This window comes from Stenotrophomonas sp. ESTM1D_MKCIP4_1 (genome assembly GCF_003086895.1).
In the GTDB taxonomy this organism is placed as follows: Bacteria; Pseudomonadota; Gammaproteobacteria; order Xanthomonadales; family Xanthomonadaceae; genus Stenotrophomonas.
Map to the genome: position 1 here is coordinate 3,531,102 of NZ_CP026004.1, position 22,052 is coordinate 3,553,153.

23 protein-coding genes are annotated in these 22,052 nt (G+C 67.0%); 9 read left to right on the top strand and 14 right to left on the bottom strand.

Annotation, left to right across the window (positions count from 1 at the left end; translation table 11 throughout):
* Positions 1-17 precede the first annotated feature (17 nt).
* A complete protein-coding gene (locus tag C1924_RS16100; RefSeq protein WP_108766201.1) occupies positions 18-863 on the top strand; it encodes a SirB1 family protein in 846 nt (281 codons plus the stop codon).
* A gap of 59 nt (positions 864-922) precedes the next feature.
* On the opposite strand, the gene C1924_RS16105 is transcribed toward C1924_RS16100, so the two are convergent.
* On the bottom strand, positions 923-1,147 hold the full coding sequence (locus C1924_RS16105) for a rubredoxin (protein WP_108766202.1): 225 nt from the start codon (positions 1,145-1,147) through the stop codon (positions 923-925).
* A gap of 34 nt (positions 1,148-1,181) precedes the next feature.
* Here C1924_RS16105 and thiE point away from each other — a divergent pair, with 34 nt between their 5' ends.
* Complete coding sequence (gene thiE / locus C1924_RS16110; RefSeq protein ID WP_108766203.1) at positions 1,182-1,808, top strand: thiamine phosphate synthase; 627 nt, start codon at positions 1,182-1,184, stop codon at positions 1,806-1,808.
* A 15-nt stretch (positions 1,809-1,823) separates the two neighbouring features.
* Positions 1,824-3,113, top strand: coding sequence for a glutamate-1-semialdehyde 2,1-aminomutase (gene hemL, locus C1924_RS16115; RefSeq protein WP_108766204.1), 1,290 nt, complete (start codon positions 1,824-1,826; stop codon positions 3,111-3,113).
* A 116-nt stretch (positions 3,114-3,229) separates the two neighbouring features.
* Here the strand turns inward: hemL and azu are convergent, their stop codons facing one another.
* Entirely contained in the window at positions 3,230-3,679 is a 450-nt protein-coding gene (azu, locus tag C1924_RS16120; RefSeq protein WP_108766205.1) for an azurin, read from the bottom strand.
* 104 nt (positions 3,680-3,783) lie between these two features.
* On the opposite strand from azu, the gene C1924_RS16125 reads away from it, so the two are divergent.
* Entirely contained in the window at positions 3,784-4,392 is a 609-nt protein-coding gene (locus C1924_RS16125) for an HAD-IA family hydrolase (protein ID WP_108766206.1), read from the top strand.
* A gap of 111 nt (positions 4,393-4,503) precedes the next feature.
* Here the strand turns inward: C1924_RS16125 and C1924_RS16130 are convergent, their stop codons facing one another.
* On the bottom strand, positions 4,504-5,730 hold the full coding sequence (locus C1924_RS16130; RefSeq protein WP_108766207.1) for an acetylornithine transaminase: 1,227 nt from the start codon (positions 5,728-5,730) through the stop codon (positions 4,504-4,506).
* A gap of 63 nt (positions 5,731-5,793) precedes the next feature.
* Between C1924_RS16130 and C1924_RS16135 the strand changes: the two genes are divergently transcribed.
* Complete coding sequence (locus C1924_RS16135; protein ID WP_108766208.1) at positions 5,794-6,666, top strand: ion transporter; 873 nt, start codon at positions 5,794-5,796, stop codon at positions 6,664-6,666.
* A gap of 96 nt (positions 6,667-6,762) precedes the next feature.
* Here C1924_RS16135 and C1924_RS16140 read toward each other — a convergent pair whose 3' ends face one another.
* The 3 genes from C1924_RS16140 to C1924_RS16150 form a co-directional block, all read right to left on the bottom strand.
* Entirely contained in the window at positions 6,763-7,713 is a 951-nt protein-coding gene (locus C1924_RS16140; RefSeq protein ID WP_108766209.1) for a YiiG family protein, read from the bottom strand.
* Between the two features lie 159 nt (positions 7,714-7,872).
* Positions 7,873-8,862, bottom strand: a complete 990-nt coding sequence (locus C1924_RS16145; RefSeq protein WP_108766210.1) for a YiiG family protein — start codon at positions 8,860-8,862, stop codon at positions 7,873-7,875.
* 98 nt (positions 8,863-8,960) lie between these two features.
* Positions 8,961-9,803 carry an NAD(P)-dependent oxidoreductase gene (locus C1924_RS16150; protein WP_108766211.1) on the bottom strand — a complete coding sequence of 281 codons (843 nt, stop codon included), beginning with the start codon at positions 9,801-9,803 and terminating at the stop codon, positions 8,961-8,963.
* An 84-nt stretch (positions 9,804-9,887) separates the two neighbouring features.
* Here C1924_RS16150 and C1924_RS16155 point away from each other — a divergent pair, with 84 nt between their 5' ends.
* Positions 9,888-10,568, top strand: coding sequence for a hypothetical protein (locus tag C1924_RS16155; RefSeq protein WP_108766212.1), 681 nt, complete (start codon positions 9,888-9,890; stop codon positions 10,566-10,568).
* Between the two features lie 726 nt (positions 10,569-11,294).
* On the opposite strand, the gene C1924_RS16175 is transcribed toward C1924_RS16155, so the two are convergent.
* The 4 genes from C1924_RS16175 to C1924_RS16190 all read right to left on the bottom strand — a co-directional run bounded on the left by C1924_RS16175 (position 11,295) and on the right by C1924_RS16190 (position 13,656).
* Entirely contained in the window at positions 11,295-11,798 is a 504-nt protein-coding gene (locus C1924_RS16175; RefSeq protein ID WP_108766213.1) for a hypothetical protein, read from the bottom strand.
* 83 nt (positions 11,799-11,881) lie between these two features.
* Complete coding sequence (locus tag C1924_RS16180) at positions 11,882-12,418, bottom strand: hypothetical protein (RefSeq protein ID WP_159094822.1); 537 nt, start codon at positions 12,416-12,418, stop codon at positions 11,882-11,884.
* A gap of 72 nt (positions 12,419-12,490) precedes the next feature.
* Positions 12,491-12,997 (bottom strand): DUF2867 domain-containing protein, encoded by a 507-nt coding sequence (locus C1924_RS16185; protein WP_108766215.1) that lies wholly within the window; start codon positions 12,995-12,997, stop codon positions 12,491-12,493.
* The gene (locus C1924_RS16190) at positions 12,994-13,656 is read right to left on the bottom strand and encodes a serine/threonine-protein kinase (RefSeq protein WP_108766216.1); all 663 of its coding nucleotides are present in this window, start codon (positions 13,654-13,656) and stop codon (positions 12,994-12,996) included. The genes C1924_RS16185 and C1924_RS16190 overlap by 4 nt, the downstream gene beginning before the upstream one ends.
* An 85-nt stretch (positions 13,657-13,741) precedes the next feature.
* On the opposite strand from C1924_RS16190, the gene C1924_RS16195 reads away from it, so the two are divergent.
* Positions 13,742-15,736, top strand: coding sequence for a bifunctional DedA family/phosphatase PAP2 family protein (locus C1924_RS16195; RefSeq protein WP_108766217.1), 1,995 nt, complete (start codon positions 13,742-13,744; stop codon positions 15,734-15,736).
* Between the two features lie 96 nt (positions 15,737-15,832).
* On the opposite strand, the gene C1924_RS16200 is transcribed toward C1924_RS16195, so the two are convergent.
* From C1924_RS16200 to C1924_RS16210, 3 genes are all read right to left on the bottom strand, one after another.
* Positions 15,833-16,411: an LON peptidase substrate-binding domain-containing protein gene (locus tag C1924_RS16200; protein WP_108766218.1), complete on the bottom strand. Its 579-nt coding sequence runs from the start codon at positions 16,409-16,411 to the stop codon at positions 15,833-15,835.
* Positions 16,408-17,772, bottom strand: a complete 1,365-nt coding sequence (gene mpl, locus C1924_RS16205; RefSeq protein ID WP_108766219.1) for a UDP-N-acetylmuramate:L-alanyl-gamma-D-glutamyl-meso-diaminopimelate ligase — start codon at positions 17,770-17,772, stop codon at positions 16,408-16,410. Before mpl ends, C1924_RS16200 begins: the two co-directional genes overlap by 4 nt.
* A 330-nt stretch (positions 17,773-18,102) precedes the next feature.
* The gene (locus tag C1924_RS16210) at positions 18,103-18,666 is read right to left on the bottom strand and encodes an adenylate kinase (RefSeq protein ID WP_079223114.1); all 564 of its coding nucleotides are present in this window, start codon (positions 18,664-18,666) and stop codon (positions 18,103-18,105) included.
* Between the two features lie 136 nt (positions 18,667-18,802).
* On the opposite strand from C1924_RS16210, the gene C1924_RS16215 reads away from it, so the two are divergent.
* A complete protein-coding gene (locus C1924_RS16215; RefSeq protein WP_108766220.1) occupies positions 18,803-20,059 on the top strand; it encodes a 6-phosphofructokinase in 1,257 nt (418 codons plus the stop codon).
* 185 nt (positions 20,060-20,244) lie between these two features.
* A complete protein-coding gene (locus tag C1924_RS16220; protein ID WP_108766221.1) occupies positions 20,245-21,039 on the top strand; it encodes a hypothetical protein in 795 nt (264 codons plus the stop codon).
* Positions 21,040-21,344: 305 nt separating this feature from the next.
* Here C1924_RS16220 and C1924_RS16225 read toward each other — a convergent pair whose 3' ends face one another.
* The gene (locus C1924_RS16225) at positions 21,345-21,848 is read right to left on the bottom strand and encodes a hypothetical protein (RefSeq protein ID WP_108766222.1); all 504 of its coding nucleotides are present in this window, start codon (positions 21,846-21,848) and stop codon (positions 21,345-21,347) included.
* Between the last annotated feature and the right edge of the window lie 204 nt (positions 21,849-22,052).

Here is a 22,052-nt window from a genome sequence, read left to right on the forward strand (position 1 = left end):
GCCTCCAGTCTGTGGCCATGCAGGACCGGATCACACTCCCCGACTGGGATGCGCTGGCTGACTTCGATGACGAAGCGCTGCCGCTGTTGCCGACCGCGCTGCTGATCGCGCGCGATGAATACCCCGACCTGCAGCCCGGCGTGTACGACGCGCTGGTGCAGAGCCATGTCGACCACCTGCGCGCGGAAGTGGACACCATCGAGCGCTGGCCGTTGAAGATGGCCGCGGTCAACCGCCACCTGTTCGACGAACTGGGCTACAGCGGCGACCACCAGGAGTACTACGACCCGCGCAACAGCTACCTCAACCAGGTGTTCGAGCGCCGCTTGGGCAACCCCATTTCACTGGCCCTGGTGCAGATGGAAGTGGCGCGGCGCTTGGGCATTCCGCTGGATGGCGTGTCCTTCCCCGGCCACTTCCTGGTGCGTCTGCCGGTGGATGACGGCGTGCTGGTGATGGACCCGTTCAATGGCGGTCGCCCGCTGGACGTGGACGAACTGCGGGAGCGGGCCAAGTCACACCTGGGCGGACAGGCCCCCGACGACCAGGTGCTGGCGCAGATCCTCGACCCGGCGCCGACGCGCGCGATCCTCATCCGCATGCTGCGCAACCTGCACGGCGTCTACGCCGAGGCCAACGAGTGGGACCGCGCGGCCCGCAGCGCCGACCGCCTGCTGAAACTGGCCCCGGAACAGGACGACGCCCTGCGTGACCGTGGCCTGGCCTATCTGCAGCTGGATTACCTGGCGGGCGCGCGCCACGACCTGGGCAGCTACCTGCGTCGCAACCCTGAAGCCAGCGACGCGCAGTGGCTGCGCGAAAAGCTGATCGACCTCGGCGGGCCGATGCCGCGGCTGCATTGATTGACCGGTGTGCGGACCAACGGTCCGCACCCACCCCAACGGGCCGCACCGACCCTCGATCAATCGATCTCGACCATCTCGAAATCGTCCTTGGTCACCCCGCAATCGGGGCAGGTCCAGGTCTCGGGAATGTCCTCCCAGCGCGTGCCAGCGGCGATGCCCTCTTCCGGCAGCCCGTCCGCCTCACGGTAGATGAAACCGCAGACCACGCACATCCAGGTACGCAAGGTGGTGGGGGGGGCGTCGCTCATCGGATAATCAGGACTGGATTCACGGGCTGCCATTGTCCCATCGCGGCCCACTCACCGGTAGCCATCGATGACTTCTGCTTCCCCGGCGCCCCGCGGCGTCTACCTGATCACCCCGGATGAACCGGATACCGCCCGCCTGCTGGCGCGCACCGCGCCGCTGCTGGCCGCCGGTGCCACCTGGCTGCAGTACCGCAACAAGACCGCCAGCGATGCGCTGCGCCAGGAACAGGCGACCGCCCTGCAGGCGTTGTGCGCCACCCAGGGCGTGCCGCTCATCATCAATGATGACCCGCTGCTGGCCCAGGCCGTAGGCGCGGCCGGCGTGCACCTGGGTGGGACCGACGGCGACATCCCCAGCGCGCGTGCGCTGCTCGGCCCGGCCGCCATCATCGGTGCGTCCTGCTACGACCAGCTGGCCAACGCCGAAAAGGCCGTGGCCGCTGGCGCCAGCTACGTGGCCTTCGGCGCCTTCTTCCCCACCACCACCAAGATCACCACCAGCCGCGCGCATGCCGACCTGCTGCGGCAAAGCGCCGCACTGGGCGTGCCGCGGGTGGCGATCGGCGGCCTGACGCCGGACAATGTCGGTCCCATCATCGATGCCGGCGCCGACCTCGTGGCCGTGGTCAGCGGCATCTACGCCGCGCAGGACCCGGTCGCGACCCAGCGCGCCTTCCTCGCCCAGTTCGCGTAAGCCCAGGAAAGCCCCATGAACCACGACCAGTCCCACGCCCTGTTCTCCCGCGCCCAGCAGCTGCTGCCGGGCGGCGTCAATTCGCCGGTGCGCGCGTTCAAGTCCGTCGGCGGCGAGCCGTTCTTCGTCGAGCGCGCCGATGGCGCCTACCTGTACGACGCCGACGGCAACCGCTACATCGACTACGTCGGCTCCTGGGGCCCGATGATCGTCGGCCACAACCACCCGGCCGTGCGCCAGGCGGTGAAGAAAGCCATCGACAACGGCCTGTCCTTCGGTGCGCCCTGTGCGGCGGAAGTGACCATGGCTGAAACCATCACCCGCCTGGTGCCGTCCTGCGAAATGGTGCGCATGGTCAACTCGGGTACCGAGGCCACGCTGTCGGCCATCCGGCTGGCCCGTGGTGCCACCGGCCGCAACCGCATCGTGAAGTTCGAGGGCTGCTACCACGGCCACGGCGACTCCTTCCTGGTGAAGGCCGGCAGCGGCATGCTGACCCTGGGTGTACCGACCTCGCCGGGCGTGCCGGCCGGCCTGAGCGAACTGACCCTGACCCTGCCCTACAACGATTTCGAGGCCGCCACCGCGCTGTTCGAGGCGCAGGGCAGCGAGATTGCCGGCCTGATCATCGAACCGGTGGTGGGCAACGCCAACTGCATCCCGCCGCGCGAGGGCTACCTGCAGCACCTGCGCGCGCTGTGCACGCAGCACGGCGCACTGCTGATCTTCGATGAAGTGATGACCGGCTTCCGCGTGGCCCTCGGTGGTGCGCAGGCGCACTACGGCATCACCCCGGACCTGACCACCTTCGGCAAGATCATCGGCGGCGGCATGCCGGTGGGCGCCTACGGTGGCCGCCGCGATCTGATGCAGCAGATCGCACCGGCCGGCCCGATCTACCAGGCCGGTACGCTGAGCGGCAACCCGGTGGCGATGGCTGCGGGCCTGGCGATGCTGGACCTGGTGTCGCAGCCGGGCTTCCACGACGACCTGGCCGAGCGCACCGCGCGCCTGTGCGAGGGCCTGGAAGCGGCAGCGGCCGAGGCGGGCGTGGCCGTGACCACCACGCGGGTAGGCGCGATGTTCGGCCTGTTCTTCACCAGCGAAAAGGTGGAGACCTATGCGCAGGCCACCGCCTGCGACATTCCGGCGTTCAACCGTTTCTTCCACGCGATGCTGGAGCAGGGCGTGTTCCTGGCACCGTCGGCGTACGAGGCGGGCTTCATGTCCAGCGCGCACGACGATGCGGTGATCGAGGCGACCCTGGCGGCCGCGCGCGTCGCGTTCAAGGCAGCCAAGGGCTGATCCACGCCATCCACGCATGGCGTGGATCTACTGGACATCCACGCATGGCGTGGATCTACTGGACATCCACGCATGGCGTGGATCTACGGGTAGAGCCACGCCAGGCGTGGCTGCACTCAACCGAAAACGAAGCTGCCCTTCATCATGGCGAAATGGCCGGGGAACGAGCAGAAGAAGGTGTAATCACCGCCCTTCTGCAGGCCTTTGGTCGAGAACCGCACGCGCGTGCTCTGGCCACCACCGATCACCTGGGTGTGTGCCAGCACGCGCTTGTCGGCCTTGGGCAGGTAGCTGTCGGCCAGGGTCATGCGCATGCCCGCCAGCGCCACCGGCTGGTAATCGGCGGTGCGGGTCAGCACCCAGTTGTGGCCCATCGCCGTGGCCGCCAGCTTGCCGGTGTGGCGCAGGGTCAGGTCGACGTCGGTGCAATCGGCGGCGACCTTGATCTGGCGCGTGCTGAAACTCATCTGGTCCGTGCTGTCGATGCTCACCGCACACACGCGTGCCATCGCCGACGGCGCCAACACCAGCGCACCCAGCCCCACCGCCACCATCCAAGCCTTCATCGTTGCGTCTCCTGCAGGTTCAGCGATCATTCTAGGCAGCGCCGCTGGCCGCCGGCTGCGACCGTCTGTCGCACGCGGCGCGCAGGTTCGGGCATGCTGTACGCATGGAGATTCGTTTACTGCTGCTGGATGTCGACGGCGTATTGCTGCAGTACCAGCGGCCACGACGCGTGATGCACCTGGCGCAGGCCCTGCAGCGCAGCAGCGCACAGGTGCAGGCCGCGCTGTTCGACAGCGGCCTTGAAACCGCCTACGACGCCGGAGCACTCGATACCGACACGTACCTGGGGAGATTGGGCGAGGCGCTGCAGACACACGTGGATGCCACCACCTGGCTTGCGGCGCGCGTTGCCGCCTGCCGGCCACAGGCCGCCGTGCTGCAGCGCCTGCTGGCCATCAATGAGCGCCTGCCCATGGCGGTGCTGACCAACAATGGCCCGCTGATGGCGCAGGTGCTGCCCGTGCTGCTGCCTGAACTGCATGCCCGCCTGCAGCCCCGCGTGCTGTGCAGCGGCATGCTGGGCGGACGCAAGCCGGACCCGGCGCTGTTCGCGCGTGCGCTGCAGCGGCTGGACGTCGAGGCACGCCACACGCTGTTCGTGGATGACCTGTTCGTCAACGTGCGCGGCGCACGCGCGGCGGGCCTGCAGGCCGAGACCGTGCGCGATGGACGTGGACTGGGAAAGGTGTTGAAGCGCTACGGCGTGCGCTGATCCGGGGTCAGAGCCCTCTCCGCTGGAGAGGGATCCGACCCCTGCGCCGTGATCGGGGTCAGTTCCCTCTCCAGCGGAGAGGGCTCTGACCCCATGGCCACGCGGCGCGGATCAGCGCGCGGCGACGAACGCGGCGATGGCCGCATGCAGGCGCTTGAGGCCTTCGGCCACTTCTTCGTCGGTGATGTTCAGCGACGGCACGAAGCGCAGCACATCCGGGCCGGCCTGCAGGGTCAGCAGGCCCTGCTCGGCGGCATGGTCGAGGATGGCACCGGCCTGGCCGGCAAAGGCCGGGCTCAACACGGCACCCAGCATCAGGCCACGGCCACGCACGCCACTGAACACGCCGAACTCTTCACTGATGCGGGCGAAGCCATCGCGCAGCGCCTTCGACTGGCGGCTGACGTTTGCGGCAATTTCCGGCGAGGCCAGCTTGCGCAGCGCCACGCGGGCCACGGCGGCGGCCAGCGGATTGCCACCAAACGTGGTGCCGTGGGCGCCGAACTGCATGGTTTCGGCTACCTTCGGCCCGGCCAGCATCGCGCCGATCGGGAAGCCGCCGCCCAGGGCCTTGGCCAGGGTGACGATGTCCGGCACCACGTCATCCTGCCAGTGCGCGAACAGGGTGCCGGTGCGGCCCATGCCGGCCTGGATCTCGTCCAGCACCAGCAGGGCGTCGTGCTGGTCGCACAGCTCGCGCACACGCTTGAGGAAGCCGGACTTGGCCGGCATCACGCCACCCTCGCCCTGCACCGGCTCGAGCATGACGGCGGCCACGTCGCCGGCCGCCATCGCCGTTTCCAGCTGCACTTCATCGTTGAAGTCGATGTAGCGGAAGCCCCCCGGCAGCGGCTCGTAGCCCTCCTGGTACTTGGGCTGGGCGGTAGCGGTCACCGCGCCCATGGTGCGGCCGTGGAAGCTGCCGCGGAAGGTGATGATGACGCGCTTGTCGGCCGGGCGGCCCTTGCCGGACGCCCACTTGCGCACCAGCTTGATCGCCACTTCGTTGGCTTCGGCGCCGGAATTGCACAGGAACACGCGCTCGGCGAAGCGGCTGGCCTGCACCAGCTCCTCGGCCAGGTGCAGCGGCGGCGCGCTGTAGAACACATTGCTGGTGTGCCACAGCTTGCCCGCCTGCTCGACCAGCGCCGCCACCAGATCCGGGTCGTTATGGCCCAGGCCGCAGACGGCGATACCGGCGGCCAGATCGATGAACTCGCGGCCCTGGCTGTCCCACACGCGGGCGCCCTGGCCTCTCTCCAGCACCACCTGGCGGGGCTTGTACACCGGCAGGTAGTAGTGCGACAGGGAGATCAACGGATCGGTAGCGGCGGTCATGGCAATGGAATGGGTTCAGGAACGCCCATTCTCGCCCCCCAGCCCCTGCGGCACAATGTGCGGATGCGCCCGTTTTCCGCCCCCCAGCTGAACCCCGCCACCGCTTCCGGCTGGCGCCGGACCTGGTTCGACATCATCTACCGCCATGACACCCGGCCGTCCCGCAATTTCGACCTGATCCTGGTGGTGGCCATCATCGCCAGCATCCTGGTGGTGATGATCGACAGCGTGCAGCACCTGCACATCGCCTGGTCGGACGGGCTGTACGTCATCGAATGGGGCTTCACCGCCCTGTTCACCGCCGAGTACCTGCTGCGTCTGGCGGTGGTGAAACGGCCGCTGCGCTACGCGTTCAGCATCTGGGGCATCATCGACCTGCTGTCGATCCTGCCAGCCTATCTTTCGCTGTTCATCCCCGGCGCACAGAGCCTGCTGGTGGTGCGTGCGCTGCGCATCCTGCGCGTGTTCCGCATCCTCAAACTCACCCGCTACATCGAAGAGAGCGGCGTGCTGATGCAGTCCCTGTGGCGCAGCCGGCGCAAGATCCTGCTGTTTCTGTTCACGGTCATCACCGTCACCATCATCGCCGGCACGCTGATGTACGTCATTGAAGGGCCGGCCCATGGATTCAGCAACATTCCGGCCAGCATGTACTGGGCCGTGGTGACCATGGCCACCGTCGGCTTCGGCGACATCGTTCCGCAGACCGTGCTGGGCCGCTTCGTCACCTCGGTGCTGATCCTCATCGGCTACAGCATCATCGCCGTGCCCACCGGCATCTACACCGCCGAACTGGCCAGCACCATGCGCGAGGCCGACCTCGCTGCGCGCCGGGATGCACGGGGCTGCCCGCAGTGCGGGCTGGAGGGCCACGAGCCCGACGCGCGCCATTGCCGCCGATGCGGCGGTGTCCTGCCGGATGCGTTCAACCACTGAGGCGCATGCCGGCCAGCGGCCGGCACTACCTGTGGTTCCGCCCAGGCAGTGCGGACCAACGGTCCGCACCCACCACCCCCACCACCCATCCGGCCCTCAATGCATGCGGTTGCTGGTGGTCACCAGATCGTTGTACGCGGCCAGGATGTCCGACTGCGCACCTTCGGGGTCGGAGGTGAGCCAGCTGCCGGAGGCCTTGCGCTCGGCGGCCAGCCCTTCAGCGCTGATGGGCTTGCCCTCCTCGAGCCGTTCAATGCCCCGGCCAGCCTTGCGGATCAGCATGTCGACCGAACGCTGCACATGGCCCCACATCGGGTCGCCCTTGCCGATGCCGGCGTCCTGCATTTCCTTCACCAGCGCCTCATAGCCCGCCAGCTGCGTGCGCAGTGCGGCAACATCGGGGGCGTCGCCCTGGAACGCTACCGCCAGCTGCTTGCCCTCGCCCACCAGGCGCAGGTGGTAGTAAGCCGGCGTGCGCCCCTCGCTTTCTTCGATCTGCTTCAGCTGCGCGGCACGACGGTCTTCCTCGTTCTTTTCCAGCGCGACGTCCAGCGCCTCGCTGGCCTTGAAGAAGGCCGCATAGGCCTGCATCAGCGGCGCATGCTGGGTGCGCATGCCCTGGCCGCCATCACGACGGAATTCCTCTCGGGTGAAATAGCCATCGGCCTGCTCGATCTTTGCGTACAACGCCTGGAAGGCCTGCTGGTAGTCGCGCACCGGTGCATCCATCGGCGTCGCCGGCAGCATCGCCAGGGCATCGGTGAGCGGTTGGCCGCAGTACTCCACCCGGTGCGAGAGCACCTTGCCCGGCGAGCGCGGCTGGGCTTCCTTTCCGGTCGGGCCCGCCTCGACATTGGCCATCCACGCGGTGTAGGTCTCGTAGCCCTGATGGATGGGCTGCTCCACACCGTTGTAGCACTCGATGTAGGCGTTGACCTTGGCCAGGCTGGGATCGGCCAGCGACAGGCCAGTGGAGTTGTTGCAGCCGGCCAGGCCAGCGATGGCGCCCAACAGCAGCACCTGCAGTACACGTACAGAAGCGTTCAATTTCTTGCCTTGCGAGTAAATCAGGGAGCATTCTTGCGGATCGCACCGCAGCGCGCTGCGCCGGAGCACGGTGATGCCTGCGGCAGCGACCGTGGGACCGCCGCAGGACCCCATCAAGGTGGTCGATTGCGACAAATCTCAACGGTCGCGCCTCGGGTTTTACTGACGGTTGCTCTGGAACACCAGCGAGTTGTATTCCTGCATCAGCTTGCCCGGCGATCCCTGCGGGGCCATGGTCGTATTGAGCATGCGCCGCTCGATATCGCTGTAAGGAATCTTCTGTTCGACGCGCTTCAGACGCTCCTTGCCTTCCCGGCGGAAGTTCTCGGCTTCGCGCTCGAAGCTGTTCCAGTCCAGCTTGCCCGGCTCCTGCTCGGCCACCTTGGCGTGGGCCTCATCGGAGATCGCGTTGAACGCATCCAGCCGCTGGCGCGCTTGGGCCACGTCGAAATTGTCTTCGGCCATCAGGTCCATCAATGCCTTCGCGTCGCGCATGATGGCCAGACGGTAGAAATTGCGGGTGCGGCCTTCCTGCGCCTCCACCTTGGCCAGTTGGGAATCCTGCAGGCGGTCGTTCTCGGCATCCAGCGCGTTGCTGAACACCTCGCTGGCCTCGACAAAGGTGCCGAACGCCGACATCAGCGGGGCATGCAGCGCCTTGCCGCGCGCGAAGCCATCGTCTTCATAGTCATTGCGCTGGTAGTAATCGGCCGCTTCATGGGTGATCGGCTGCAGCGCATGCAAGGCGTCCAGGTAGCCCTGCGCCGCCTTGTCCAGGTCGGGCAGCGACGGCTGCGCGGCGATGGCCTCCGGCAGCGCCTTGTCGCAATCCTTGAGGTCATCGGCGGTCAGGTCCGGCGGACCGATCGGGCGCTCTTCGCGACCGGTCGGGCCGGCCTTGGGGTCCTTCATCCAGACCGTGTACGGGCCGATGCCCGAATGGATGGTGCGGTCCACATCGTTGTAGCACTCGATGTAGCTGTTGAGCTTGCCCATCAGGGCCTGGTCGCTGTCGGTGTCTACGGCGGCGGTGTCGTTCTTGCCAGCATTGCCGGCGGCATCGGCCGGGGCGGCAGGCTTGCCACCGCAGGCGGCCAGGACGAGGGACAGCGAAGCAGCCAGGGTGGCCGCGCGAAGCAGGGATTGCATAGGGGTACGTCCTTGTTGAAAACGGTTCCAGCCCCGCATTCTACCCAACCTCGGCAGTGGCCATCCTTGACCACCGCCTCAGAAGCGCACGCCGCCGATCAATCCAGGAACAGATCCGGCAGCAGCGGGCGCGACGCGTCCACGGCGTACGCGGACAGATCGGTCACCCCCGCCTCGGCCAGCACTTCATCATCGATCAGGAAGCGGCCGTGGAAACCGGCGGCCTCGCGCACCAGCACCGCGTGCGCGGCATCAGCCATGATCTGCGGCGTGCGGCATCCGGCCGCATCCACGCCGGGAATCATGTTGATCGCATCGGTGGCGATGACGGTGCGCGGCCACAGTGCGTTGACTGCCACGCCCTGCGGACCGAATTCAGCGGCCAGGCCCAGGGTGACGAAGCTCATCCCCATCTTGGCCAGCGTGTAGCCAGTATGCGGCCCCCACCATTTCGGTTCCAGGCTGGGCGGCGGGGCCAGGGTCAGGATGTGCGGGTTGGGCGCCTGCAGCAGGTACGGCAGGCAGGCCTGCGCGCAGAGGAAACTGCCGCGCGAATTGACCTGCTGCATCAGGTCGAACCGCTTCATCGGCGTATCCAATGCACCGCGCAGCCAGATCGCGCTGGCGTTGTTGATGAGGATGTCGATGCCCCCGAAGGTATCGACCGTCGCCGCCACGGCGGCCTTCACCTGGTCCTCTTCGCGGATGTCGCACTTCAGGGCGAGCCCCTGCCCGCCGGCCTCAGTCACTGCTTCGGCGGCGCTGTGAATGGTGCCCGGCAGCTTCGGGTTCGGCACCGACGACTTCGCCGCGATGGCCACGTTGGCACCATCGCGCGCCGCGCGCAGTGCGATGGCCAGGCCGATGCCGCGCGAGGCACCGGTGATGAAAAGGGTTTTGCCCTGCAGACTGCCCACGTTCCACACTCCAGCGTATGCCATGAGCCGCTAGTATGCCGCGCCGACACGGAGTTCACCGTGCGTTGACGATACTGGCGCCCCGGTCAAACGCACGAGGTACACGCCATGCGCCGTTCCCGTCTGCTGCTGCCTGCCCTGGGCCTGGCCCTGCTCACCGCCTGCCAGGGCCAGCCACCGGAACCCGGCAAGGACGCGGCCGGCACGGATGCGCCCGCCACGAACAAGGCCGCCGATGGTTCGCTGCGCTGGAGCGAGTCGGTGGTCTGGGATGGCGACCTCAACGCATGCCGCCAGGGCGAAAACAACGCGACGCGTGACTGCCTGGCTGAAGCAATGAAGTCCGGCGGCGCCAGCGCCGATGCCGTGGCTGCTGCCGAGCAGCTCTCCACCGGTGGCGAGCTGGCCTACGTCACGGCCTGGCACGAGCACGACGGCCTGGGCGTGGCCACGGTGGAATACCCGTTCCGCGCCAACACCAATGAAGGCACGCGCCTGGTGGATGCGGGCGGCAAGCGCATCGATGTCGACGCGGTGCAGCTGGACGACACCCTGCGCGCCGATCCCAGCGTGCAGGCGGTGCTGGCCGCGCACCCGCAGGCCACGCCGTTCGCTCCCGCACAGGCATCAGGCACGGCACCGCTTGATGGCGGCGGCATCCGCCTGCTGTACCGCACGCCGCTGCGCGACTGCCATGCCTGCCCGGATGTCGGCCAGCTACAGATCGGTTATGACTTCGATGGCAAGCGCAACTTCATCGGCCAGCAGGTGGTGCCAGCGGCCCCGTAACCCGGGGTCGTAGAGTCGAGATCCTATGTTCGCAGTCAAGCCTGCTGGAAGCGGGCTTGGCCCACCTTCAACAGGGCTGGATCGAAATCCTTGCCGCTCTTGAATACACCCCACGCAATCCTGGCCAGCTTTCTGGAGCCATCTGGCGATGCCAGCCTTGGTGTTCGGGATTCTGTCACCCGCCTTGCAGTCGGCCACCGCTGGCACGAGCTCCTTGGAGTCCACATCCAGACCAATCACAAGAGAATCGGACATTTGCACTGCTCCCAGCTATCCTTAAGGGGCTGGGGTGGTACCGCACCGACGTTAGCTTGCCTACATCGACGATCCCCTTTTGGGGGCCGTACGATCCTTTATCGACGTTCGTGTGCGGGATGGGGATCGCTCGACTCGTCTGTCGGCTCGACTCCGCAGATGCTTGCTTGGCGGTCCCTCCACCCTGGCTCCTACATACCTCGTAGGAGCCGGGAGGAACATACAAGCTTGCTCGACTGCCTTGTGTAGAGTCGAGCTTGCTCGACTGCCTTGTGTAGAGTCGAGCTTGCTCGACTGCTCCTCGCGCCTCAGTCGAGCAAGCTCGACTCTACTCCTGGTACAGAACCTCGATGGCATCCCCGCGTGCAAGCTCATGCACCAGGAAGGATTCCTGGCCACCGCTTTCGTAGTAGAAGATGGCGTGCGCGCAGTACCACATGGATCATCCCAATCAATTGCCTGGCGCTGAAATCAACGCGTGCGGGCCGCGAACGCTTCGCTGCGAAGACGGCTTTCGATGACGGACCTCACATACGAGGCCCGCAGGGTGCTGGAGGCCGCACACCCGGCGAGCACGGTCATCGCCTCTGCCCGCATCTGCTGTCCCCCGGTGAACGAGAACACGGAGAACGCGGGCTCGATATAGCCCGGATCATGCCGCGCGAATTCCCTTTGATCTTCGGTGCTGAACAGGGTCCCGTAGTCAGCCCACTCGATGTAGCGCTTCCAGAAGGCAGGCGCACTCCACGGCCCGCAGGTTTCTTCGACCGACCGGAGAAGTTCGCCGAGCTGCCCGGCGCAGGCGTCGAACAGATCGCCGCGCAGATCCGTGGCTGCGACATGCCCCGGATCAAGGGTCTGCCAGCAGAACACCATGGCGTCAGCGATACGCGCCTCGTCATGACTATCGGCGAGCAGGCGCCTGTACATCGCCAGCGTCGCAGCTACATCCATTGATTCCACATGAACCTCCATGGCGCCTCCTGCAATCAATGCCGGAAGGAGTCGAGCATGCTCAACCTCTACGAAACAGATCTCATATCCGATATCACTGCCATCTACATCGAGTGCCTTCCCGAGTACACAAGACGATCAGTCGGTTTCCTGTCCGCCGAAATCAAGAAGGCATCAAGATAGTCCGGCACATACCAGTCGTCCCAGGGCGCAAGACCGTAGAAGGCATTTGCAAACTCTTCCACGATCCCCGAGCCTCGAATTTTGGCGCCAATGAATCCGCTCCTGCGCAGCGCCTCATAGGGGGCCGCGTCAACCACGCCTCCTGTTTCACGAAGATCGACCACCTTCCAACGACCCGAATCCAGCAGATCGCGGGTTACAAAAAGAGCCGAAAACAGTGCGTCCAGGCCTAGAGGGGGGATATCCCCACCTGCCCAGGCACCTTTGAGATCAAACAGCGCAATCACCGCACTATTCAGAACGTGCGACTCACGCCCGATGACCTGGCCAACACACGAATCGCCATCCTCAAGCGGAAGCAGAAAGACGCTTCCGATGTCCCACTTCTGCTTTGCACGAACTGACACCCCCTGCTCCTCCTGAGCCGCGCGGCCCTGCCAGACAATGATTCGATTCACGCCGCCCCTTCGCGTCCGCATGCGAACCCGCGCCACGCGGGCATGCTCGACGCTACGGAACACCGCGGGTCTTCAGCGATACGCCTGCACCTGCCTGCGCAACAGGTGCGGCACGATCCATCGATGCATCGGCGCCACCGGCAGCATGTAGATCCGCCCGAACGCGTTATGGGTATGCACGACCGTGGCCACTTCCAGCACGTCGCCCTGCCACTGCAGGGCCAGCTGCACGCGCAGGTGGCGGTCGTTGTCTTCCAGCACGATGGCGTCCTCGTCCAGCGACTGCAGGGTGAAGATGCCCAGACGCTGGCCCGCTCGCGGTGCTGGAGTGTCCTGCACCGCGCGCAACGAGCCCAGGTCCTTCATGCCGAGCAGGCGCATGCCACGGTTGCGCAGCGCCATCAGCCCATCGAACCAACCGGGAATGGTCGCGGCCATATCGCGGTAGGCCTGCAGCGCGCTGCGTCCGTTGCGACGGGTGCTGATCTGGCAGGCGTGCACGAAACCGGCACCGGGCAGCTGCGCACGCAGCACGCTGGCCGCGCTCGGCGGCGCGGTCACCACGACGGCTTCGCTCAAGGCTTCGGCCCCTGCCCTTCGTTGTCTTCCCAGTGCAGGATGCGGCGGGTAACGAAGCGGTAGACCGGTTTGCCGGTGGCGAACCACAGCTCGCGCACCCAGGACGTGCGCTTGAGCACGCGTTTTTCCACCGGGGTAAGCGATTCGCGGCAGTACATGCGCTTGTGCTTGAGCAGGTGGCGCAGGTCTTCGCGGGCCAGCAGGCGCATCCAGCGCGAACGCGGGTTGCCGATCACCGCCAGCTGGAAGTCGATCAGTGCCGGGCGGCCGTCCTCGGTCACCAGCCAGTTGGCTTCCTTGGCCAGGTCGTTATGGGCCACGCCCCGGCGATGCAGCTGCTGCAGCAGCCGACGTGCCGAACGGAACCAGGCCAGGTCGCCGCGCGGCGGGCGCTGGTACATGGCGTCACCGGCCATGAAGCTGCGGTCGAGGTGGCGGCCATCCCAGTCCAGCAGTTGCGGCACATCGGCCATGCCCTCGATATGTCGCAGCGCGCGTGCTTCGCGGCGGGCCAGCCACCATGCCGGCAGTCGCAACCACAGCGGCGTGGCCCCCAGGTCACGGCGCACGAAGGGGCCCTGCGGCCCCTGCACGAGCAGGATGCGGCCGAAGCTGTCGGCCTTCAGGGCATGCGTTGGAGCGTCGTTCGAGTGCGGCATGGGCCCATTCTAGGCGATGACGCCGATTGCAAACGGTCACCAAGCCGCTGGGAACCAGTCACCTTCACGCCTCTATAATCCTGCAATGGACTCTTCATGGATCGACGCCACCCTCGCGTGGATTGCCGCCCATCCCGTACTGGCGGGCGCGGTTATTTTTCTGATCGCCTTCTGCGATGCGGTCATCATTCTCGGCGCCATCGTGCCGGCGCTGCCGCTGTTGTTCGCGGTGGGCGTGTTCATCGGCCTGGGCCAGATCTCCGGGCCGTATGCGGTGGCGGCGGCGGCGCTGGGCGCGTTCGCCGGTGATGGCATCAGTTACTGGATCGGCCGCCGCTGGGGCGACCGGTTGCGCGGCGTGTGGCCGTTCAGCCGCTACCCGCAGCTGCTGGACCGTGGCGAGAACCTGTTCCGCCGCAATGCCTTCAAGAGCATCCTGATCGCGCGCTACGTCGGTGCCATCCGCCCGTTCGTGCCGGCGATCGCCGGCATGCTGAAGATGCCGGCCAGCCGCTACGTGCAGGCCAGCGGCATCGCCAGCCTGTCGTGGGCAGTGCTGTTCCTGGCCCCGGGCTGGATCCTCGGCGAGGCCTATGACGCCGTCGCTGCCGTTGCCGGGCGCCTGGTGGTGGTGGTCGGCCTGCTGATGGTCATCCTCGGCCTGGTCTGGGCCATCGTGCTTTACGGCTACCGCTGGTCGGCCGCGCGCATGGACCATTGGCTGGCGCGCCTGCTGGACTGGTCCAACCGCCACCCGACGCTGGGCCGCTACACGGTGGGCGTGCTCGACCCCAAGCGCCGCGAGTCGGTACCGCTGGCGATGCTGGCGCTGATGCTGCTGTTGCTGGGCTGGGGCTGGTTCGCGCTGCTGACCGTGGTGGTCGCCCATGGCGAACCGCTGGCCATCGATCTGCTTGTGCACCAGGCGATGCTGGCCCTGCGCAATCCGCTGGCCGACTACCCGATGGCGGCGCTGGCCTCGCTGGGCGCCTGGCAGGTGCTGATGCCCGCCACCGCCGCGGCGATGGGCTACCTGGTGTGGCGCCGGCGCTGGATGGCCGCCGCGCACTGGCTGGCCGCGCTGGCCTTCGGCCTGGCCCTGACCAAGCTGCTGGGCGCCACCGTGGACGTGGTGCGCCCGGTCGATGCGAGCAGCGGCTTCGGCTTCCCGTCGGTGTCGGTGACCATGGCCACCATCACCTTCGGTTTCTTCGCGGTGCTGATTGCCCGCGAAATGCCCGGCCGCACCCGCGTCTGGCCCTACCTGGTGTCGGGCATCGTGGTCAGCCTGATCGGCTTCTCGCGCCTGTATCTGGGCGCGCACTGGCTGAGCGACGTGATCGGCGGCATGTTGTTCGGCACGTTCTGGCTGCTGGTGCTGGGTATCGCCTACCGCCGCCGCTTCAACCGCTCGTTCTGGGTGAAGCCGGTGGCGTGGCTGTTCTACGGCGTCTGCGCGGTGGCGGCGATGTGGTACGCGCCGCGCAACATCCCGGTGAAGCTGGAGCGTTTCGAGCCGACCCTGCCGGCACCGGTGGCGATCGACATGCAGGCCTGGTGGCAGCAGGACTGGGCCAAGCTGCCGGCGCGCCGCAACGAGTTCGACGATGACCAGCGCTGGCCGCTGGATGTGCAGCTGGCCGGTCCGCTGGCACCGCTGCAGGCGCAGCTGGAAGCACGCGGGTGGACCGTACAGGCGCAGGCCGGCTGGGAAGAAGCGCTGCTGATGCTGGACAAGAACACCGGTGCCGACGAGCTGCCGGTGCTGCCCGCGACGCTCGACACGCGTGTGGAAGCGCTGCTGATGGTGCGCCAGGGCGCGAAGCCGGAAGAACGCTACGTGCTGCGCCTGTGGCAGGCGCCGGCGCAGCTGCAGCCCGGCGATGTTCCGTTGTGGCTGGGCAGTGCGCAGACCCTGCGCTACGAGCGCCACTTCCAGTGGATCGGCATGTGGCACCCGGTGCGCGGCATCGACCCCGCCTTCAATGCGGTGAAGGATGCGGTGCAGGGCCTGCCGCAGCACGAGGATGTGCATGCCGAAACCGGGTTGCCGGTGCTGCGGCTGAAAACGCAGCCGTGATGGCGGCGGTCACGCTCTGGTAGACGCCAACCTTGGTTGGCGCTTCGCGCAAACGGCTGCCAACCAAGCTTGGCAACTACCGGTTCCGTTCCGGCCCTACGGCATCCACCCCAGCAACTGCTGCAACCGCTGGTGCGGGTCATCCATCTGCAGCAGCTGCAACCGCTGCTGCTCGCCCAGCGGCAGCAGTTCGGCCAGCCGCCAGCCGACCCAGCTGGCCTGGTCCAGCAGCACCGGGTTGGCCGGCGCATAGGCTTCGCCGGCCTGTTCGATGATGTGCCCCAGCACCGTGGCCAGCAGCGCGTGCTGCGGCTTCAGTTCGTCATCGGGGTCTTCCTCGCACCAGCGCACGTCGGCCACGACCAGGCCGTTGTCGCGCACGCGGGTACGCTCGACATGGAAGCGCCGGGTGCCGCGCAGGCGCAGCTGCAGCACGCCATCGGCGCCGACATCGAAATCCTCGATGCGCACCTGTACGCCGTAAGCGGCAGGCGTGGCCGGTTCACCCACCTCCTGCCCTTCCAGGATCAGGCAGACGCCGAAACCTTCGCCACTGCGGCCGGTATCACGCACCAGGTCCAGGTAGCGCCGCTCGAACACCCGCAGGCCGACCGCCGCGCCGGGCACCAGCGCGGTGTGCAGCGGAAACAGCGGCAGCGAAACGTCGGTACTCATCGGGCCTGCAGGGCGGCGAGGAAGCGGCGCGGGGCGCCGTCGAAGCCGCCGTTGGACATGAACACCACGTGGTCACCGCTGCGCACGCTGGACTGCAGCTGCGCCAGCAGCGCGTCGGTATCCGGTACGGCATGGGCCTGCCCGCGCACGGCCGCGATGACGGCCGCAGCATCCCAGGCCAGTTCCGGCCGGTGCAGGAACACCACTTCGTCGGCCAGCGCCAGCGACGGCGCCAGCGCCTGCGCATGCGCGCCCAACCGCATCGAATTGCTGCGCGGCTCCATCGCCACCACGATGCGCGCGTCGCCGACCTTGGCACGCAGACCTTCCAGCGTGGTCGCGATCGCCGTGGGATGGTGGGCGAAGTCATCGTAGACGGTGATGCCGTCATGGCTGCCGATCACTTCCATGCGGCGCTTGACGCTGCGGAAGCGTGCGAGCGCCGGAATCACCTCAGCCGGGGCCACGCCCACCGCATGCGCCGCAGCCAGCGCGGCCAGGCCATTGAGCACGTTGTGGCGGCCCAGCAGCGACCAGTGCACATCGCCCAGCGCCTGCCCACGGTGATGCACGCGGAACGCGCTGCCATCGGCGGCCAGCAGCTCCGCGTGCCATTCCAGCGACGGGTCGAACCCGAAGCGCTCGACCGGCGTCCAGCAGCCCATCTGCAGCACCTTGGCCAGGTGCGCGTCTTCGCCATTGACGATCAGGCGGCCGCGCGCGGGCACCGTGCGCACCAGGTGGTGGAACTGGCGCTCGATGGCTTCCACGTCGGGGAAGATGTCGGCGTGGTCGTATTCGAGGTTGTTGAGGATGGCCACCAGCGGCCGGTAGTGCACGAACTTGCTGCGCTTGTCGAAGAAGGCGGTGTCGTACTCATCGGCCTCGACCACGAACTCACGGCCCTGGCCGAGGCGGGCGGAGACGCCGAAATCCTCGGCCACGCCGCCGATCAGGAACCCTGGCGAGCGCCCGGCGCTTTCCAGCAGCCAGGTGAGGATGGTGGTGGTGGTGGTCTTGCCGTGGGTGCCGGCCACGGCCAGCGTGTCGCGGCCCGGCAGGACCTGCTCGGACAGCCACTGGGCCCCGGAGATGTAGCGCTGGCCGGCATCGAGCACGGCTTCCACGGCGGGGTTGCCACGCGACAGGGCGTTGCCGATCACCACCTCGGCGGTGCCCGCAGGTACGCTGTCGGCACGGTAGCCCTGGTCCAGGACGATGCCCAGCTGCTCCAGCTGGGTGGACATCGGCGGATAGATGGCCTGGTCGCTGCCACTGACCGTATGGCCCAGTTCCCGCGCCAGGGCGGCCACGCCACCCATGAAGGTGCCGGCGATTGCAAGGATATGTACGCTGCTCATGACCGGAGATTGTGACCGATCACGGCTGTATAGGGCCATTGTCGAAAACGGGCTCAGACAAGTCCTACACCGCCTGTGAGAAAACTCCAATCGTCTGTCAGGGAATTCCTGATAGCGCAGGTATGTGAACCCGTACACAATTCAGGAAGCCAGCCGTAGTACCCGAACCGGTCCTACTCCCCAAGAGGCCATCCCCAAGGGAGCTCATGCTGCGGAGCCCTGAGCAAGCTCATCGCTGGCACCTATGAAACGAAACAGGCCTGGTCCGGAGGGATCAGGCCTGTTTCGTTGTACCGCTACGGTGGCCAGCGCAAGGCTGGCCGACCGCCATCAGCCCTTGATCGCCGCCAGGATGCGGGCTTCGATCTCGTCCAGGTCACCGACGCCATCGACGCGGGCCAGGGTGCCACGGCCGGCGTAGAAATCGACCACCGGAGCGGTCTGGTCGTTGTAGACCTGCAGGCGCTGGCGCACTGCTTCCGGGTTGTCGTCGGCGCGGCCCTGTTCCTGGGCGCGGCCGGCAATACGCTCGACCAGCAGCTCGGTGGCCACGTCCAGCTGCACCACGGCGTCCAGCGGCTGGCCGATCTTGGCCAGCAGGCCGTCCATCGCATTGGCCTGGGCCACATTGCGCGGGTAGCCGTCCAGGATGAAGCCCTTGGCGACATCGGCCTGGGTCAGACGCGACTCCAGCATGCCCAGCAGGATGTCATCGGACACCAGGTTGCCGGCATCCATCACCGCCTTGGCCTGCTTGCCCAGTTCCGAGCCCGCGGCGATTTCCGCGCGCAGCATGTCACCGGTCGAAATGTGGGCGATGCCCAGCTTTTCCTTCAGGCGCGTCGCCTGCGTCCCCTTGCCCGAACCGGGCGGTCCCAACAGAACCAATCGCATTGACCTGACTCCAACGTGTTGAAAACAAAGAAGGTTCGCGCCCCGGACGGACCGGTATCGCTGCACCGCAATAGCGCCACTTTAGCGCATCCGGGTAATGTCACTGCAATGTCCCCCTCAGCGAGCAGGTAGAAACATGCGCAGCGGCACCCTCCTCTACGCCCAGTCCGGCGGCGTCACGGCGGTCATCAACGCGACTGCGGCAGCGGTCATCGAGCAGGCCCGGGCCAAGGGCATCAAGGTCCTGGCCGCCCGCAACGGCATCCTCGGCGCCCTGCGCGAGGAGCTGATCGATACCAGCAAGGAAAGTGCCGCCGCCATCCGCGCCCTGGCCCACACCCCGGGCGGCGCCTTCGGCTCGTGCCGGGTGAAGCTGAAATCGCTGGAAGCCGACCGCGCCCGCTACGACCGCCTGCTGGACGTCCTGCGTGCCCACGATGTGCGCTGGTTCCTCTACAACGGCGGCAACGACTCGGCCGACACCGCGCTGAAGGTCTCGCTGCTGGCCAAGGCGTCCGGTTACGACCTGACCTGCATCGGCGTGCCCAAGACCATCGACAACGACCTGGCGGTGACCGACACCTGCCCGGGGTTCGGCTCGGCGGCCAAGTACACCGCGGTCTCCGTGCGCGAAGCGGCGCTGGATGTGGCGGCGATGGCCGAGACCTCCACCCGCGTCTTCATCTACGAGGCGATGGGCCGCCACGCCGGCTGGCTCGCTGCTGCGGCCGGCCTGGCCGGCAACGGCGAGGACGAAGCCCCGCACATCATCCTGCTGCCCGAACGCGCGTATGGCGAAGCCACGTTCCTGGCCAAGGTCAAGGCCGTGGTCGAACGCGTCGGCTACTGCGTGGTGGTGGCTTCAGAGGGCATCGCCAGCGCCGACGGCCGCTTCGTCGCCGATGCCGGCGGCGGCAAGGATTCCTTCGGCCATTCGCAGCTGGGTGGCGTGGCCGCGCACCTGGCCGGGCGGGTCAAGGACCAGTTGGGCCTGAAGGTGCACTGGGCCCTGCCCGATTACCTGCAGCGGTCGGCCCGGCACCTGGCCAGCAAGACCGATTGGGAACAGGCACAGGCAGTGGGCAAGGCGGCCGTGCAGCTGGCACTGAAGGGCCAGAACGGGGTGATGCCGGTGATCGTGCGCAGCAGCGATGCCCCCTACCGCTGGAAGATCGAGGCCGCGCCGCTGGCAAAGATCGCCAACCACGAGAAGAAGATGCCCGCCGGCTTCATCCGCCGCGATGGCTTCGGCATCACCGACAAGGCCCGCGCGTACCTGTCGCCGCTGATCAAGGGCGAGGCGCCCCTGCCCTACGGCAGTGATGGCCTGCCGAAGTACGTCAGCCTGAAGAACGTGGCGGTGAAGCAGAAACTGCCTGCCTTTGAAGGTTGAGCTCCGTCACACCTTGTAACGCAAGGGCCCTTGCCGGTGGTAAGGGCCCTTGATGATTGGATTGCAGCGACCTGCGAAGCGGCCCACAATCAGCGCCCGGCCCGGGGCCAAGGGGCCGATGCATACCCACCCATCCGTCGCCCGCTGGTGCGGGCGCGTAGTGCCACATCACAAGGACTGTATCCATGAAGCGCCAGACCTTCCTCGCCGTGCTGCTGTGCACGGCTGCCGCGCCCGCGTTCGCCGCGACCTGCGAAACCAACTTCCAGAAGAAGGGCAATCCCTTCACCGGCACTACCTTCACCTCGTCGGTCAGCCACCCGGACCTGAGCGTGGCCAGCGCCATCGGGCAGATGCGGGTCATCGCCAAGAACGCCAACATGGACGTGCTGAGCGAGGACATCGAAGGCGGCTCGATGCTGATCGAGGAACCGGAGAGCATGGCGCACAAGCCGATCCCGATGATCATCAGCGCCACCTCGGAAGGCGGCCAGGGCACCGTTGCCATGGTGGTGAAGGTCAACAAGGGCGCCATCGCCTCGGCCGACGGCGTGCGCACCGAAATGTGCAAGCTGCTCAACCAGGTCAAGCCGGGCAAGGCCGGTGACCAGGCCGCCAAGGCCGCCCCGCAGGCATCGGTGGTGACCATCGCCGCCGACCGCTTCGGCTCGCAGCTGCGCAGCCAGAACCGCGACAATCCGGCGGCCATCGAACCCCGTTACAAGGGCAAGACCTACGCCATCACCGGCCGCATCACCTCGGTGCTGAGGAGCGGTGGCACCTACAACACCGGCTTCGACCTGCCCAGCGACGGCAGCATCGATTTCGAGCGCGTGGCCATCACCTGCTCCTTCGCCGCCAACCAGACCGCCTACGCACTGGCCCTGCGCCCGCGCGAAAAGGTGACGCTGACCGGCGTGGTCGACAACTACGACCAGATCGGCCGCGTGCTCTGGCTGAAGGACTGCCGCGGCAACTGACCGCTGCACCGGAGCCTGCCGACCAAGGCAGGCTCCAGCAGATCCACGCCATGCGTGGATGCGGCATCAGGTACCGACCAACGGTCGGCACCTACCGGTAGATCCACGCCGTGCGTGGATGCGGCATCAGGTACCGACCAACGGTCGGCACCTACCGGTAGATCCACGCCATGCGTGGATGCGGCATCAGGTACCGACCAACGGTCGGCACCTACCGGTAGATCCACGCCATGCGTGGATGCGGCATCAGGTACCGACCAACGGTCGGCACCTACCGGTAGATCCACGCCGTGCGTGGATGCAACTCAATTGCAGGCCTTGCCTTCCACCTGCAGCTGCGCGGCAAACATCGTCACCTGCGGGATCTTGCCGGCCGCCGCCTGCTTCTTTGCTTCTTCCAGATAGATGCGCGACTGGCCCTGGCCATCCAGCGCCTGGGTGTTGTTGACGGGCAGGCGCCACACCCGCACCACCGCCTGCTGCGCCGGGCACGCCGCATTGGGCACGCGGATCACGTCGTTGAGCTTCCAGCCTTTGTCGGCACCCGGCTGCGCCTTGGCGTAGTCGACGAAACGGGCACGCGGCTGGCATTGCTCGCTGGTGCGCACCGCCGAGAACCGGTACGGCTCGGCCGCCTGGCCGGTGAACACGCCTTCCAGCCGGGCGCAGGCTTCGGGAATCTGCCGCAGGGTATGGACCGCGCCCACCGCCTGCGGTGCACCGACTGCGCGCTGCAGTTCGGGCGTCTCCGCAGACAGTGCCGGCATGGCCGGGACCAGGGCGGCGAGCAGCAACAAGGACAGGCGCATGGGCAATCTCCGTCGTGACTGTGCGCAGGCTTGCAGAGCGTGGCTTAACCGGGTGCAAAGGGGATGTGGCTCTCAAAGCATGCCCATGGACCGGCGGCGGGTTCCGCGCGCATGGCGACGCGCTCATCTGGTGGGGCGCCCACAAGTCATGCGGCGCAGCTCGCAAGAGCCAGTCGAGCATGGCTCGACTCTGCAGGGTGACGG